At 63.8% G+C, this 15,118-nt stretch carries 16 protein-coding genes and 1 tRNA gene; 9 read left to right on the top strand and 8 right to left on the bottom strand.

The window, feature by feature from the left end; translation table 11 throughout:
* From CKW13_RS22045 to CKW13_RS22030, 4 genes are all read right to left on the bottom strand, one after another.
* Positions 1–598: type VI secretion system Vgr family protein (locus CKW13_RS22045; RefSeq protein ID WP_095110893.1), on the bottom strand; the 598-nt coding region annotated here is incomplete at its 3' end.
* A gap of 282 nt (positions 599–880) precedes the next feature.
* A complete protein-coding gene (locus CKW13_RS22040) occupies positions 881–2,086 on the bottom strand; it encodes an MFS transporter (RefSeq protein WP_095110890.1) in 1,206 nt (401 codons plus the stop codon).
* Between the two features lie 146 nt (positions 2,087–2,232).
* Positions 2,233–2,646 (bottom strand): glycine zipper domain-containing protein, encoded by a 414-nt coding sequence (locus tag CKW13_RS22035; protein WP_095110889.1) that lies wholly within the window; start codon positions 2,644–2,646, stop codon positions 2,233–2,235.
* A gap of 263 nt (positions 2,647–2,909) precedes the next feature.
* Entirely contained in the window at positions 2,910–3,473 is a 564-nt protein-coding gene (locus CKW13_RS22030) for a TetR/AcrR family transcriptional regulator (RefSeq protein ID WP_095110888.1), read from the bottom strand.
* Between the two features lie 92 nt (positions 3,474–3,565).
* Here CKW13_RS22030 and CKW13_RS22025 point away from each other — a divergent pair, with 92 nt between their 5' ends.
* On the top strand, positions 3,566–4,633 hold the full coding sequence (locus CKW13_RS22025) for a saccharopine dehydrogenase (RefSeq protein WP_095110887.1): 1,068 nt from the start codon (positions 3,566–3,568) through the stop codon (positions 4,631–4,633).
* Between the two features lie 166 nt (positions 4,634–4,799).
* The gene (locus tag CKW13_RS22020) at positions 4,800–5,321 is read left to right on the top strand and encodes a C40 family peptidase (protein WP_371856251.1); all 522 of its coding nucleotides are present in this window, start codon (positions 4,800–4,802) and stop codon (positions 5,319–5,321) included.
* On the opposite strand, the gene CKW13_RS22015 is transcribed toward CKW13_RS22020, so the two are convergent.
* Together CKW13_RS22015 and CKW13_RS22010 are read right to left on the bottom strand one after the other, a co-directional pair.
* Positions 5,297–5,608 (bottom strand): AzlD domain-containing protein, encoded by a 312-nt coding sequence (locus CKW13_RS22015; RefSeq protein WP_095110886.1) that lies wholly within the window; start codon positions 5,606–5,608, stop codon positions 5,297–5,299. The genes CKW13_RS22020 and CKW13_RS22015 overlap by 25 nt on opposite strands.
* Positions 5,608–6,300, bottom strand: coding sequence for an AzlC family ABC transporter permease (locus CKW13_RS22010; RefSeq protein ID WP_095110885.1), 693 nt, complete (start codon positions 6,298–6,300; stop codon positions 5,608–5,610). Before CKW13_RS22010 ends, CKW13_RS22015 begins: the two co-directional genes overlap by 1 nt.
* A gap of 235 nt (positions 6,301–6,535) precedes the next feature.
* Here CKW13_RS22010 and CKW13_RS22005 point away from each other — a divergent pair, with 235 nt between their 5' ends.
* The 4 genes from CKW13_RS22005 to pcp all read left to right on the top strand — a co-directional run bounded on the left by CKW13_RS22005 (position 6,536) and on the right by pcp (position 10,658).
* Complete coding sequence (locus CKW13_RS22005; RefSeq protein WP_095110884.1) at positions 6,536–8,101, top strand: PAS domain-containing methyl-accepting chemotaxis protein; 1,566 nt, start codon at positions 6,536–6,538, stop codon at positions 8,099–8,101.
* A gap of 241 nt (positions 8,102–8,342) precedes the next feature.
* Positions 8,343–9,068, top strand: coding sequence for a DUF969 domain-containing protein (locus tag CKW13_RS22000; RefSeq protein ID WP_095110883.1), 726 nt, complete (start codon positions 8,343–8,345; stop codon positions 9,066–9,068).
* Entirely contained in the window at positions 9,065–10,015 is a 951-nt protein-coding gene (locus CKW13_RS21995; protein WP_095110882.1) for a DUF979 domain-containing protein, read from the top strand. The genes CKW13_RS22000 and CKW13_RS21995 overlap by 4 nt, the downstream gene beginning before the upstream one ends.
* Positions 10,016–10,022: 7 nt before the next feature.
* The gene (pcp, locus tag CKW13_RS21990) at positions 10,023–10,658 is read left to right on the top strand and encodes a pyroglutamyl-peptidase I (RefSeq protein ID WP_095110881.1); all 636 of its coding nucleotides are present in this window, start codon (positions 10,023–10,025) and stop codon (positions 10,656–10,658) included.
* 150 nt (positions 10,659–10,808) lie between these two features.
* On the opposite strand, the gene CKW13_RS21985 is transcribed toward pcp, so the two are convergent.
* A tRNA-Ser gene (locus CKW13_RS21985) sits at positions 10,809–10,898 on the bottom strand.
* A 307-nt stretch (positions 10,899–11,205) separates the two neighbouring features.
* Here CKW13_RS21985 and CKW13_RS21980 point away from each other — a divergent pair.
* The 3 genes from CKW13_RS21980 to CKW13_RS21970 all read left to right on the top strand — a co-directional run bounded on the left by CKW13_RS21980 (position 11,206) and on the right by CKW13_RS21970 (position 14,065).
* A complete protein-coding gene (locus CKW13_RS21980; RefSeq protein WP_095110880.1) occupies positions 11,206–11,895 on the top strand; it encodes a crotonase/enoyl-CoA hydratase family protein in 690 nt (229 codons plus the stop codon).
* A gap of 308 nt (positions 11,896–12,203) precedes the next feature.
* Positions 12,204–12,926: a 1-acylglycerol-3-phosphate O-acyltransferase gene (locus CKW13_RS21975; protein ID WP_095110879.1), complete on the top strand. Its 723-nt coding sequence runs from the start codon at positions 12,204–12,206 to the stop codon at positions 12,924–12,926.
* Between the two features lie 167 nt (positions 12,927–13,093).
* Positions 13,094–14,065: a magnesium and cobalt transport protein CorA gene (locus CKW13_RS21970; RefSeq protein ID WP_095110878.1), complete on the top strand. Its 972-nt coding sequence runs from the start codon at positions 13,094–13,096 to the stop codon at positions 14,063–14,065.
* 258 nt (positions 14,066–14,323) lie between these two features.
* Here the strand turns inward: CKW13_RS21970 and CKW13_RS21965 are convergent, their stop codons facing one another.
* The gene (locus CKW13_RS21965; RefSeq protein ID WP_095110877.1) at positions 14,324–15,037 is read right to left on the bottom strand and encodes an amidotransferase; all 714 of its coding nucleotides are present in this window, start codon (positions 15,035–15,037) and stop codon (positions 14,324–14,326) included.
* Positions 15,038–15,118 lie beyond the last annotated feature (81 nt).

The following is a 15,118-nucleotide window of genomic DNA, read 5'->3' as shown; positions in this document are numbered from 1 at the left end:
TCTGGCCAAAGATGACCAGGCAGTGGCCGGCCGGTGCTTGTGGGTCCTCGACAAAGCAATAGCCCAGGCCCTCTTCGGCCAGTAGCCGCTGCACAAAGTCGAAATCGGTTTCGCGGTACTGCACGCAATAACTGCGTGGGCGCACGTGGCTCAGTAACTGGTCGGCGTCGCGGGTGAAACGCCAACGGGCGTAGGCCTCGTAACCGGCGAAGACCTGGCTGACGATCTGCTGCACGGTGCTGTCTTGGAACACCCGGGAGCGAAAGCTCTGGCTCAACACCCAGAGCCAGGGCACCAAGGTCAGGTGATAGCGGGTCAGGGAGCCGTCGCTGCCCAGGCGGGCGACACGGCTGAGCAAACCGCTGCGTCGGCTGTGGCTGCCATCGGCCAGGGCCGTGAGCAAGGTAATGGGCGCGCCGAGCATCGCCTCGAGGGGCAGGCGATGGTCGGCGCTCAGGGCCAGCACGTCCCAGCGGTACAACTCGGAAAGCGCCTCGCGGCCGGCCCAGCGTTCAACGTGCAACGGGGCCATGGACGTGGGCGTTTGCAGGGAATACAGGCGTGTTTGATCGCTGATGATCGGGGCAGTGGGGTTCATGGGCGTGAAATCCAAACCAGGCATAAGGTTGCGAAATTCGCAGTTCAGCCAGTCGGCCATAACCCGCCAAAGAGGCTAACAGCGTTGGGATGTGAAACGCGCCAGGCAGCGGGGCGCGGCGGCATTGTGCCTAGTTGCGGGGGAGGATTGAGGGGGGGTGGAGCGTTTAAATATGCGGCCTACATAAATTAGAGAAAAACCCTACGCAACATGCCAGTTGGGGGGCACCGTAGCCCCCTCACAACGCGATCTGTAAGGGGAGCACACGGCGGGCGGGGCCCATCAGGAGAAGTTCTGCACCAGCACTTCGCTGCCCGCGCCCAGGCGCCGGTAACTGAGCAGCGCCGCCGCCAGCACTACCGCCCCGGCCGCCAGCGCCAGCCAGAAACCGCTGCGGGCGCCGAACTGGTCCACCAACGCGCCGGAACCGGCGGCGCCAATCGCCACGCCGACGCTCAGGCCGGTGATAAGCCAAGTCAGGCCTTCGGTAAGACGGGCCGGCGGCACCAGTTTTTCGATCAGGGCCATGGCTACGATCAGGGTCGGGGAGAAGAACCAACCGGCCACGAACACCGCCAGGGACAAGCCGAGGATATCGCTGGCCAACAACAGAGGCAGGGTGGTCAGGGCCGTGGCCATGCCACCGTAGAGGAACAAGCGGGGCAAGGGGATGGCGGTTTTCCACGCGCCAAAGGCCAGGCCTGCCACGCACGAACCGATGGCGTACACCGACAACACGATGCTCGCCGCCGCCGGTTGCCCCTGCTGCTGGGCAAAGGCCACGCTGACCACGTCCACCACCCCGGCGATGGTGCCCATGGCCATCATCAACAGGCACAACAGGCGCACCGCGCCACTGCGGATCACCGAGCGCTGGCGGCCGGCCGCGCGGGGGTGAATCGCCGGCTCCGTGGCCCGTTGCAGCACGAACGCGGTCACGCCGATCACCAGCATCACCAATGCCACCAACGGCCCGGCCTCGGGGAACAGGCCCACTGACAAACCCACCGCCACGGGCGGGCCGAGGATGAAGCACAGTTCATCGAGCACCGACTCAAGGGCGTAAGCGGTTTGCAGCTGTGGCTGGCCGCGGTACAGCGCCGTCCAACGCGCCCGCACCATGGGCGACATGCTGGGCATGCAACCGGCCAGCGCGGCGAACACGAACAGCATCCAGTGGGGCGCCTGCAAGCGGGTGCACACCAGCACCATCAGCAACCCGCCGCCGCCCACCAACGCCGCCAGCGGCAGCACCCGGCCCTGGCCGAAGCGGTCCACCAGGCGCGACACCTGGGGCGCGCAAAAGGCCGTGGCCAGGGCGAAGGTCGCCGCCACCGCCCCCGCCAGGGCATAGCCGCCCTGCAATTGGGCGAGCATGGTAATCAGGCCGATCCCCGTCATGGAATACGGCATGCGCGCCACTATGCCCGCCAGGACAAAGGCCCGGGTGCCAGGGAGCTGGAAGAGTTCGCGGTAAGGGTTGGCCATGGGGCTGGGTCTCTGGGTCGGGGTGTGACGCAGCATCAAAGCACAGGTCAGGGACCTGCAAATACCCAGAGTGTGTAGGTGTTTGGTAAGGACCGTGGGTAGCCAGCGGGCAGCCCGCTGGCTACGTCAGAATCAGTATCAGGCGATCAGTGCCGTTTGTGCTTGCGCTTGTGCTTGCTCGACTTGCCGTGGCTCTTGCCGTCGTCGTTGGACAGGTTGCTGCCCACTGCCCCACCCGCCGCACCGCCCAGGCCCGCGCCGATGGTGGAACCGGTGGAACCACCCAACTGGTTACCGACCACCGAGCCACCCGCACCGCCCAGGCCACCACCGATGGCGGCCTCGGTGCGGCTGCCCTTGCGCGCACCCACCGCACTGCCCGCCGCGCCACCGACGCCGGCACCGATGGCCGCGCCGGTGCTACCGCCCAGTTGCTGGCCGACCACGTTGCCCAGGGCACCGCCCAGGCCGCCGCCGACGGCAGCGGTGCCATCCCCTGCCGCCATTGCACCTTGTGCGGCGAGCAGACCGAAAACCAGAGCAGGCAGTGTTAGACGCATGACGAGAACCTCGAGAATCGCAATGGGAGTGCCCGACCCACGCGCCGGTAAAGGCGCGGTGCGGGCGACAAAGGATTGGACAGGCAATGGCGAGAGAGATTCACACAGGCAAAAAAAAGCCCGCTGGGGAAGACGGGCTTGAATGGATCTGCTTTTTAACGGATGAGCTGAGACTACCGAGGCGCTTGTGAATAATTCGTGAAAGGAATGTGGACAGAACGAGAAATAACGCCCACAACCGTAGGAAAGTTCCTAAAAACACATCACACAGGCATTGCCGCCAGAGCCATGATGGCCGCCAAGGCCTGCTCCCCGGCCTCGGGCGCCAGTGCCGCCTCGCGCCCTGCCCCACGCAGGACCGACAACCCCTCCAGCAGCGCCACGATCAACACCGCCCGCCCCCGTATCGTTTCGGCCGGCACCTGGGCTGCGTCCCGCGCCAGCAGCACACACACGCGGTCGATGTAGGCCTGGTAGAACCCGGTCAGCGCGGTGTTGGCCGCCGGGTCGTGGCCGGCCATCGCCCACAGTTCCCACAGCACCTGGCAGTCCTGGCAGTGCAGATGGCTGTCGAGTACCAGGGTCAGGGCCGAGGCCAGGTCGTCTGGAGCCGCGGCCAGGCGCTGGTCCCACTCGCGCAGATAACGCTCGACCACCGCTGCCAGCAGGCTGTCCAGAGAGGGGAAGTAATACTGCACATGGCTCAGGGACAGGTCCGCCGCGCTGGCCACCGCACGCATACGAAAGCCATGGGCGCCCTGCTGCGCCAGCACTTGCAACGCCGCCTCCAGAACCCGCTCGCGGCGCACCTCGCCTTTTGTCGCCATCCCTTACCTCCTGACCGTTGAAAAAAAACCTCGACGCCGCCCGCCACCGATGCCAATAATTGGTCAATTGACCAAATATAGGAAATCACCCCGTGAAAGTACACCGCGTATTGCTGGCCGGCGGGGCCGGCGTCGTCGGCGCGCAAGTGGCGGCCATGCTGCATCGGCGCCAGCCCCAAGTACAGTTGATTGTCGCCGGGCGTCGCGTGCAGGCCGCCGAGGAAGTGGCACGGCCCCTGGGCGCCGAAACGCTGCAACTGGACATCGACGGGCCGCAGTTCCCGGCCCTGGCCGAGGGCACGCTGATCGTCGCCCTGGCCAATGACCGCCACGACCGCTTGCTGCGGTTCGCCTTGGACGGCGGCCATCCTTATATAGATGTCACGCGCTGGACCGAGCGCCTCAAGCAAGCGCTGGTGTGCGTCGCCAGTGGCCCGCCGCCACGGGCGCCGGTGGTCTTCGCCTCGGCATGGATGGCCGCCACCGCCGGCCTGATGGCCCGCGAACTGGTGCAGGACTTGGCCAGCGTCGAGCGCATCAGCCTGGACATTCTCTACGCCTTGGCCGACCGTGCCGGGCCGAACTCGGTGGAGTACCTGGATCGTCTGTCGGTGCCCTTCCACACCTTGGATGGCGGGCAGTGGCAGCAGCGCCAGGGTTTCAGCGACGGCCAGGTGGCGAATTTCGGCGACGCCGGGCGCCACACCACGTACCGCTTCGACACCCCCGACCAAGCCAGCCTGCCGCACCTGTTGGGCGCGGCGACGGTGGAAGCGCGCATCGCCTTCGACGACCGCAACGCCACGCGCCTGTTGCGCACCCTGGTGGCCAGCGGCGTGTGGAAGCTGATTGCCGGCCCGCGTTTTACTCCCCTGCGCCGCGCCATGCTGTACAACCCCGGCAACGGCGGGCCGCACCGCATCCGCCTGCGCGCCGCAGGCACGGACCGGCAGGGCAGCCCCGCACAGCGCACGCTGTTGCTGACCGACCCCGCCGGCCAGACCCACCTCACCGCCCTGGGCACCGTGCTGCAAATCGAGCGCCTGCTGGGCCTGGAACAACCGCCGCCCGCACCGGGGGTTTATTTGGGGGAAAACCTGCTCGACCCCTGCCAGACCAAAGCACAGCTTCAGGCAGAAGGTGTGTTGATAAGCGAGTAAAAAACCAGGCTGACGGGCGAGATAGAACCGCCCGGTTGCCTGCGACAGAGAATGACCGTTTATCGGGCGAGAACTATTCACCCAGAACAAGGTAAAACGCCCTACATAGCTGCTCTCGTTATATCCCTAGATTGGCGCCTTCATTTTTCAACACGGTAATTTCCTCGTGTTTAAGCGCCTTTTCTTACTCATCACCTGTAGCTTTTTCGTACACATCAGCCAAACCACAGCCAGCCCACTGCCCCAGGTCATCGACCGTGCCCACGATTTGATTGGCACACCCTATCGCTGGGGCGGCAACAGCGAAAAAAGCGGTTTCGATTGCAGCGGCCTGATGGTCTACCTGTTTCACCATGAAGCCGACATCAAGTTGCCTCGCACCACCGCCGCCATGGTCAAGGCCGGCTACAAGACCGTTGAAAAGCCCCATTTGAAACCGGGAGACGCGGTGTTTTTCGCGCGCAATGGCAAAGGCCCGATCAACCATGTGGGGCTGTACATCGGTGACGACAAATTCATCCACGCCCCGCGCACCGGCAAAAACGTGCGCATCGACAGCTTGAGCAACAACTATTGGCGGCGCAGCTACAAAACCGCCAAGCGCTTCCATGAGCCACCACCGCGCCCGTTCAACGCCACCGCCGCCCAGCAAGGCCTGGCCCTTCAGAGCCACCAACGCAGTAGGTAGAACATCCCCATGCTCAGCAGCACCGTGGTCAGCACACGGCCAGTCCACAGCATCAGCCCCACCGCACACAGGCCGGCCCACAGGTAAGGGTTGGCCGGGTTGAGGTTGAGCTGATGGTCACTGATGAAAATGATCGGCCCGCAGATCGCGGTGAGCATGCCCGGCACCGCGAAACCAAGAAAATCCTTCACGTTGCGCCCCAGGCGCAATGGCAGCCGCGGTTCCAGGAACAGGTAGCGGTTGAAAAAAACGATCAGGCCCATGCCCACAATAATGGCGAAGATCATCACAGGCGCACCGCCAGGCGTTTGCACATAAACCCGGCGGCCATGCCCGCCAACCCCGCGGCGACCACCGCCGACTCCCACCGCCAGTAGCTGAACAGCACCGCGCAAAACAGCGACACCGCCACGCAGATCACCGTAGGCACGTCGCGCACCACCGGCGTAATCAAGGCAATGAAAGTTGCCGCGATGGAGAATTCCAGCCCCAGGTGTTCCAGCCCCGGGATGCTCTTGCCCAACACGATGCCGGCGAGGGTGAAGAGGTTCCAGATCAGGTAAAAACTCAGGCCCACCCCCAGGGCGTACCAGCGGTTGAAGGTCTGGCGGTCGTACTGGCTGACCAGAGCGAAGAACTCGTCGGTGAGCAAAAAGCCCAAGCCCATACGCCAGCGCAACGGCAGCGGCGACAGGGTCGTGCGCATGTGCATGCCATACAGCAAGTGCTGGGAGGTCAACAAAAGCGTGGTCAACAAGATCGACAGCGCGCCCGCGCCACCTTTAATCATGCCGATGGCCACCAGTTGCGCCGCGCCGGCAAACACAATCACCGACAGGCCCTGGCTTTGCAGCGGCGTGAGTTGAGCGTCGATGGCGGTGGACCCGGCCAGCAGGCCCCAGGGCGCACAGGCCAGGGACAGCGGCAGGATCGCAATCGCGCCACGGACGAATGCATGTTGGGGAAGCGCAGTGGGCATCGCAGGGTGCTCATCAAGGTCGGCCGCCAAGGTTGGCAGTTTTGCCAATGCCTGTCTTGAACGATCTTGCGTTGCGAACGTAGAAAACGGCACAAATGGGGCGCCAAACGGCGGCGAATGGGGGCGGCATGCAAATAAAACCGGTCAATTACCGTTTTTATTTGCGCTTGGACTAACCTTTTAGACCATTCAGCCGATGATATTCCCCCCGTCATACCATCAAGAGCATAGGGATATGAGAAACAACCAGCCTGTCACCCACAGAGAAGTCGCCCTGGGTTCGTCGCAAAAGCTCATCTCCACTACCGATGCGCGGGGTGTCATCACCTACTGCAACGATGCGTTTGTCGCGATCAGCGGCTTTGAGCGCGATGACCTGATCGGCGCCCCGCAGAACATCGTGCGCCACCCCGATGTACCGTCCGCCGTGTTCGCCCACATGTGGGCGGCCCTCAAGCAAGGGCGCCCGTGGATGGGCATCGTCAAGAACCGCAGCAAGAATGGCGACCACTACTGGGTCAACGCCTACGTCACGCCGATCTTCGAGGGCAACCAAGTGGTGGGCTACGAGTCGGTGCGGGTCAAGCCCACGGCCCGGCAGATCCAGCGCGCCCAAGCCCTGTATCTGCGCATCAACCAGGGCAAACCGGCCCTCCCCCGGCGCCATCTGTGGCTGAGCCTGGCCCAAGACTGGCTGCCATTGCTGCTGCTTAGCCAAGTGAGCGCGGCGCTGATGCTGTGGCTCGGCGCGTCGCTGGCTTTCGCCCTGGCGGCGGTGCTGGCCATCGCCCTTGGCGGTGCGACCCTGTACGGGCGTAAAAACGGCCTCAAGCATTTGCTCCAGGGTGTGGAACGCAGCACCTGTGATGGTTTGATCGCCCAGATGTACAGCGACGGCCGTGGCCCCCAGGCGCGCCTGGAAACCGCCCTCATCAGCCAGGACGCACGCCTGAAAACCTGCCTCACGCGCCTGCAGGACAGCGCCGAGCAGGTCAATCAATTGGCCAGCCGCTCCGACACGCTCGCCGCCGATAGCTCCAAAGGCCTGGAACGCCAGCGCGTGGAAACCGAGCAGGTGTCCACCGCCGTCAACCAGATGGCCGCCACCACACAGGAAGTGGCCAGCCATGTACAGCGCACCGCCGACGCGACCCAGCAGGCCCATCAACTGACCAGCCATGGCCGCAACGTGGCCCGCGACACCCGCCAGGCCATCGAGCGCCTATCGGTGGTGGTGGGCGAAACTGGCCAGACCGTGGCTCAACTGGCCCGCGACAGCAATGAAATCGGCACGGTGGTGGACGTCATCAAAGGCATCGCCGACCAAACCAACCTGCTGGCCCTCAACGCCGCCATCGAAGCGGCGCGGGCCGGCGACATGGGCCGCGGCTTCGCGGTGGTCGCCGACGAAGTGCGGCAACTGGCCCAGCGCACCACACAATCGACCCAGCAAATCCACCAACTCATCACCCAGCTCCAGCAGTCGTCCAACAACGCGGTGCAGGTCATGGCCAGCGGGCATCGCCAGGCCGAAGAAGGCGTGGCCTGGGTGCTCGAAGCGGACAAGGCGCTGGTGGGCATCAGCGATGCGGTGGCCCACATCACCGATATGACCACCCAAATCGCCGCCGCCACCGAGGAGCAAACCGCCGTGGCCGAAGAGATCAGCCGCAACATCACCAACATCGCCCACCTCGCCGACCAGACCTCCGAGCAGGCCCAGCATTCGGCCCTGCTCAGCCAGGAACTGACCCGCACCGCCACCACCCAGTACTCCCTGGTGGAACGCTTCAACCGCTAGCCGCGAGCGGGGCGACGCCAGTTGCGGCGCCCCGTGCGCGACAAGTTTTCCTGTTGTGCAGCTACAAGTTTTTTTGTTGGACGCATCCCCCCCTGGCGGCAAAGATGCTCGCCACTGACGCTGGGCCTCCCGGGTCAATAATAAAAACCGAGTCGCGCTGCGCGCCGTTCTCCAAGCATGAACCTGACCTGCGCGTCGGTTCGCTGTGGCGCCGTGGCCTGCCGCTGAGGACTTCAACCCCATGCAAACCGTCGTGAACCTGTGGCCGCTGATAGGCGTGCTCGTCATCGTGGTCGGCTTCGTGCTGCGCTTTAACCCCTTGCTCGTCGTCACCGCGGCGTCTATCGCCACGGGCCTGGCCGCACACTTTTCCCCGGAAAAAATCCTCGCCACCATGGGCGAAGGCTTCATCGAAACCCGTGCCCTGCAACTGATCCTGCTGCTGCCCCTGGCCGTCATCGGCCTGCTGGAACGCCACGGCCTGCGCCTGCATGCGCAGAACTGGATCGCACGGTTCCAGCGCGCCACCGTCGGGCGCCTGCTGATTATTTACCTGTTCGTGCGCGAATCCACCGCCGCGATGGGCCTGACCAGCCTGGGCGGGCACCCGCAAATGGTGCGCCCGCTGCTGGCGCCCATGGCCGAGGGCGCAGCGGAAAAACGCTACGGCAAACTCCCCGATGCCCTGCGCCACAAAGTCCTGGCCATGTGCGCGGCCACCGATAACGTGGGGCTGTTCTTTGGCGAAGACATCTTCGTCGCCTTTGGTGCGATTGCCCTGATGCACACCTTCCTGTTGGGCTCGGGCCTGGACGTCGAACCGCTGCACATCGCCTTCTGGGGCATCCCCACGGCCATTTGCGCGTTCATCATCCACGCCATCCGCCTGCACCGTTTCGATCGCATGCTGACCCGCGAAATGCAGCCCACCGGGCAACCCGGCCGCCAGGTGGAGAGCGCGCAATGATTATCTCGATCCAATACCTGTTCTGGCTGGCCGGAGTGCTACTGCTCATCACCGCCGGCATGATCCTCAGCGACCGCAGCCACCCCAAGCGCTGGTCCACCGGGCTGTTCTGGATGCTCTTCGCCGTGGTCTTCCTGGTGGGTGAACGCCTTGACCCGGCCGTCGTCGGCGGCGGTGTGGTGCTGATGGCAATCATCGCCGGCCTGGGCGGCGTCGGCCGTGGCGCCCACGCCGAATTGCACGTCAAGGCCGCCCGCGCCAGTGCCGGACGCCTGGGCCACAAACTGTTCATTCCGGCCCTGGCCATTCCGCTGACCACCGTCATCGGTTCAGTGCTGCTCAAGCACACCGAGATCGACGGCGTGCCACTGCTGGACCCGAAGAACACCACTTTCGTCTCTCTCGGCCTGGGCTGCCTGATCGCCCTCGGGCTGGCCTGCTGGCTGACCCGCGACACGCCGATCCAGGCCATGCGCGAATCCCGGCGCCTGACCGAAGCCCTGGGCTGGGCCATGGTGCTGCCGCAGATGCTGGCCATGCTCGGCCTGCTGTTCAACGAAGCGGGCGTGGGCGACGCCGTGGCGCACGTGGCCACTACCTACATCAACCTCGACCTGCGCCTGGTGGCGGTGATGGTCTACGTACTGGGCATGGCCCTGTTCACCGTCATCATGGGCAATGGCTTCGCCGCGTTCCCGGTGATGACCGGCGGCATCGGCGTACCGGTGCTGGTGGGTGTGTTCGGTGCCAACCCCGCCGTGATGGCGGCCATCGGCATGTTCTCCGGCTACTGCGGCACCCTGATGACGCCCATGGCGGCCAACTTCAACATCGTCCCCGCCGCGCTGCTGGAACTGCCGGACAAAAACGCCGTTATCAAGGCCCAGATGCCCACCGCGCTGCTGATGCTGGTGGTCAACATCGTCCTTCTCTACCTGTTGATGTGAGGCGCCAATGAACACCCTGCTGCTGACCGGGTTCGAGCCCTTCGACCAAGACCCCATCAACCCCTCCTGGGAAGTGGCGCGCAGGCTCGACGGCGTGCAGTTGCGCGACGACCTGCGGATCGTCGCCCGCCAGTTGCCCTGCGCCTTCGCCACCGCGCCGGGCAGCCTGGCGCAACTGCTGGCCGAACACCGCCCGCAGATGGTCATCGCCCTGGGCCTGGCCTCGGGGCGCCCAGACCTGTCCATCGAACGCGTGGCCATCAACCTCCACGACGCCCGCATCCCGGACAACCTCGGCCAGCAACCCATCGACACCCCCGTCGCCCCCGACGGCCCCGCGGCCTACTTCAGCACCCTGCCCGTCAAAGCCATGGTCAAAGCCCTGCGCGAAGCCGCCATCCCCGCCAGCGTTTCACACACCGCCGGTACCTTTGTCTGCAACCAGGTGTTCTACCTCCTGCAACACAGCCTCGCCGGCACCGGCATACGCAGCGGCTTTATCCACGTTCCCTGCCTGCCCGCCCCCACCACGCCCCATCCGACCATGGCTTTGGCCACACAAGTCGAGGGCCTGCGCATCGCTGCGCTGGCGGCTTGGGAGACTGCGGTGGATGTGGTGGAGAGTGGGGGGCAGGTGAGTTAGGGGCAGTAACGGCTGGTTCCACAGCGCTTCTGCCCGCACGTAAACATGCACTGAGCCTGTAGCGTGATGACCCGAAGGCCGACTTTCCAGATGCCAGAAACCACAAAACCCCTGATTTCGCTAGAAACCAGGGGCTTTGTGTATCGAATATGGCGGTTGAGGAGGGATTCGAACCCTCGATACAATTTCTTGTATACACACTTTCCAGGCGTGCTCCTTAAGCCACTCGGACACCCAACCGTTGCTCTTCAAACTCTTTCAGTCTGTCGAGGCGCGCTAATGTAGTCGAAAGCTTTTCCGATGGCAAAGGTTTTTTTCAGAATTTTCATGCGCTTAAGGCATTTAGGCAGCTTGCCCGGCTGGGGTGCAGGGCAAACCGGCCAATCTCTGGCTTGGCGGGCCCTTCTATATAGAAGGTAATGGGCCGCGGGCGTGGCGGGTGGGGCCTGGCGCTGGGCTCGGGGCTGACCGGGCGGTCAGTCACGGCGCTTTACCTGGAGGGTGGCGGTGAGTAACGTCTGCCTACTTCATTACAAGGAATAGCGTCATGAGTGAGTTGATTTCCTACCACCTCGAAGACGGTATCGCGACCCTGACGTTGAACAACGGCAAGGTCAATGCCATTTCCCCGGACGTGATTGCCGCGTTCAATAGCGCGCTGGACCAGGCAGTGGCCGACCGTGCCGTGGTCATCATTACCGGGCAGCCGGGAATTCTGTCCGGTGGCTATGACCTGAAAGTCATGACCGCCGGCCCCAAGGAGGCGGTGAGCCTGGTGACCCAGGGCTCCACACTCGCGCGGCGCCTGCTGTCGCATCCCTTCCCGGTGATCGTCGCCTGCCCTGGGCACGCGGTGGCCAAAGGTGCCTTCATTCTGTTGTCGGCCGATTACCGCATTGGTGTCGACGGCCCGTTCAGCATTGGCCTGAACGAAGTGCAGATCGGCATGACCATGCACCACGCCGGCATCGAGCTGGCCCGCGATCGCCTGCGCCGTTCGGCGTTCCACCGTTCGGTCATCAATGGCGAGATGTTCAACCCGCAGAGCGCGGTAGACGCCGGTTTCCTCGACAAGGTTGTGGCCCCTGAAGAGTTGCAGAGTGCAGCGCTGGAAGCTGCCCGTCAGTTGAAGAAGATCAACATGACCGCCCACAAGAACACCAAGCTCAAAGTGCGTAAAGCCCTGCTTGATGCCCTGGAGAGCGCGATCGCCCAGGATCAGCAGCACATGGGCTAAGCCGCGCTCCCTGGCCGTAAAAAAACCGCATCCCTGGGGCTGCGGTTTTTTTCTGCCTGGAGTTTGCCTTCGAAGGCGTGGCTGACTTGCGCCCGAACTCTCGCCGTGAGGGGTGACGTGTGAGCTGTTTGGAGGGTGCCGATGGAGCGGCCCGGTGAGCATCCCCACGCAACATAGAGACTTGATCCGACACCATCTGCCGGAAACATGCGCTTAAACATCCGCTATCTCCTACCTCCACCGGGGTAATTGTGCAAAACAGTGCACATCCGTACACTGCGCCACCTTTTGTCCCGGCGGGCCCACAAATGCTGTACCTGTTTCGCATGTTGCTGATGAGCCTGCACTTTCTGCTAGCAGGTGTGCTGGGCGTGGTGCTCGGCCTATGCCGCCCGTTCAACCCAGACAACAGCCGCCTGTGCGCGCGGCTCTACGCCTGGCCGGCGATGTGCATTTTGCGCCTGCGGGTGCGGGCCAAAATCGCCTCCCTCAAGCATAAGCCGTCGGGCTGCGTGATCGTCGCCAACCACCAGTCCAACTACGACCTGTTCGTGCTGGGCAACGTGGTGCCCTACCGCACCGTGTGCATTGGCAAAAAGAGCCTGAAGTGGGTACCGCTGTTCGGCCAGTTGTTCTGGTTGGCGGGCAATGTGCTGATCGACCGCGGCAACGCCCGCAAGGCGCGCCAGGCGATGCTCACCACCACCGAGACTTTGCAGCACAAGGACACCTCCATCTGGGTGTTCCCCGAAGGCACCCGCAACCTGGGCCAGGACCTGCTGCCGTTCAAGAAAGGCGCGTTCCATATGGCCATCGCCGCTGGCGTGCCGATCATCCCGGTGTGCGTGAGCAGCTACATCACCCACATGCGCCTGAATCGCTGGAACAGCGGGCAGATCCTGATCGAATCACTGGCCCCCATCCCCACCGCCGGCCTGACCCTGGACGACATCCCCGGGTTGATCGAACAATGCCGCGTGCAAATGCACGACTGTATCGCCGCCCTCGACCGCCAAGTGCTGGCCCGGTAGTAGCAAGCGGGCTGGCCCGCGCTGGGTGCGTAGCGCACCCCGACGGTGTATTGCCCAGTAGAGGTTTACGACCCTGCGCAGCCGAGCGCAGGCAAGCCTGCTGACTACTCAAGCACGCTCAGGCTAAGCTGCACGCTGTTTGTGGCCAGAAGAAGTGAACCGGGACCATGGGTAGAGTCGTTGCAGCAGCGGTGTACAGCGCCGGCAAGAAAGTCACCAACATCACCCTCGACGAAGGCAGTGCCTGGGCCGCCAAGCCCGGCCACTTTGTGTGGATCGGCCTGGAAGAGCCCGATGCCCAGGAGCTCGCCAACCTGCAACGCCAGTTCAACTTGCATGAACTGGCCATCGAAGACGCCCTGGAAAAACACAGCCGCCCCAAGCTGGAAACCTTCGGCGACGCACTGTTTATCGTGACCTACTCGCCGATCCGCACCGCCGGCAAGCTGGAGTTCATCGAAACCCACATCTTCGCCGGCAAGGGCTACATCATCACCGCCCGCAACGGCCACTCGGCGTCCTATGCCCACGTGCGCCAGCGCTGCGAGGCGCGGCCGCTGCTGCTGGAGCACGGCGAAGATTTCGTGCTCTACGCCTTGCTCGACTTCGTGATCGAGAACTATCAGCCCGTGGGCGAAGCCATTCATGCCGAGATCGATGAACTGGAGCGCAACGTGCTGTGCAGCGCGATGAACGAACGCGACGTGCTGGCCCTGCACAGCCTGCGCCGCGATGTGCTGCGCCTGCGCCGCTATGCCGCGCCCATGGTGGAGATCAGCGAGGAGCTGCAAAAGCTCAACTTCCCGTTTATCGACAAGAACATGCGCCCCTACTTTCGCGACGTGCAGATCCACGTCACGCGGCAGATGGAAGATTTGTCGACCCTGCGCGATATCGCCAGCCAGACCATTGAGATCGGCGTGCTACTCGAAGCGGCGCGCCAGAGCGTGGTGCAACGCAAATTCGCGGCGTGGGCGGCGATCCTCGCCTTCCCCACCGCCGTGGCGGGCATCTATGGGATGAACTTCGAGAACATGCCTGAACTGACCTGGCACTACGGCTACTTCGGCGTGCTGGGGTTCATAACCTTGGGGTGCGTGGGGTTGTGGGCCAGCTTCAAGCGCTCAGGGTGGCTGTAGCAAACCACATGGCTACGCTGTCGGAGCAACTGTCTTACCTCTCACCGCCATTCAATGCCGCCATCGCGAGCAGGCTCGCTCCCACAGTGGAAAAATGAAAATCCCGCCCACACCCCCGTTCAACTGTGGAAGCGGGCTCGCCCGCGATGGCCGCATTCCAATCACTAGAGAGGCTGCGGTTTTACCCGCCTCATCGCGGGCAAGCCCGCACCCACAAGCCTTCTTCCACACAAACGCCCACCAGGGAGTGGCGGCCTGTCAGGCCTGATGCGCCACAAACCGCATCATCCATTCCGCCACCGTGGTGCCGTGGTGGTCGTGTTCCAGGCTGGCCACGCCGCGGGTGTAGACCTGTTCCCCCAGGTGCTGCTGGCGCAGGTCGAGCAAGGCGCGGGAGTAGTCGTGAATGAATTCCGGGTGGCCCTGGAAGCACAGCACCTGGTCGTTGATGTGGTAGGCGGCGAACGGGCAGAAATCGCTGGAGGCGATCACCGTGGCGTTTTCCGGCAGCGCGGTGACCTGGTCCTGGTGGCTGATGAGCAGCGTCAGTTCTTCCACCACCGGGCTCATCCACGGCGCCTTGGCCGCCAGTTGATAGTTGTGGGTGCCCACGCCCCAGCCCTGGGTCGCGCGCTCGCTGCGCCCACCCAGCAACAGCGCCAGCAACTGATGGCCAAAGCAGATGCCCAGCAGTTTGTCGCCGCGCTCGTAGCGCTCAAGCAGGTAGGTCTTGAGGGTTTCGATCCACGGGTCGGTGCCGAAGGAATCGGCCTTGCTGCCGGTGACCAAGTAGGCGTCGAAGTGTTGGTCATCGGCCGGGTACTGGCCCTGCATCACGTTGTAAACGGTGAACTGGGCGGCAATCGGCTGGCGTGAAAACAAGCGCTGGAACATCTGCCCGTACCCCTGGTATTGGTCCACCAGTTCGGGGCGCAGAACGTCGGTTTCCAGAATGCAGATGTGTAGCGACATAAAAAGTACCTGACACGGTAAAGGCAAGAGCGCACGCCCCAGAGCCTGCCTTGAAATACCAGCCCAAGGCAAGCGTCGGGG

It is taken from the genome of Pseudomonas sp. Irchel 3E20, from assembly GCF_900187645.1.
Lineage (GTDB): Bacteria > Pseudomonadota > Gammaproteobacteria > Pseudomonadales > Pseudomonadaceae > Aquipseudomonas.
This window is presented reverse-complemented; position numbering and strand designations above follow the sequence as displayed.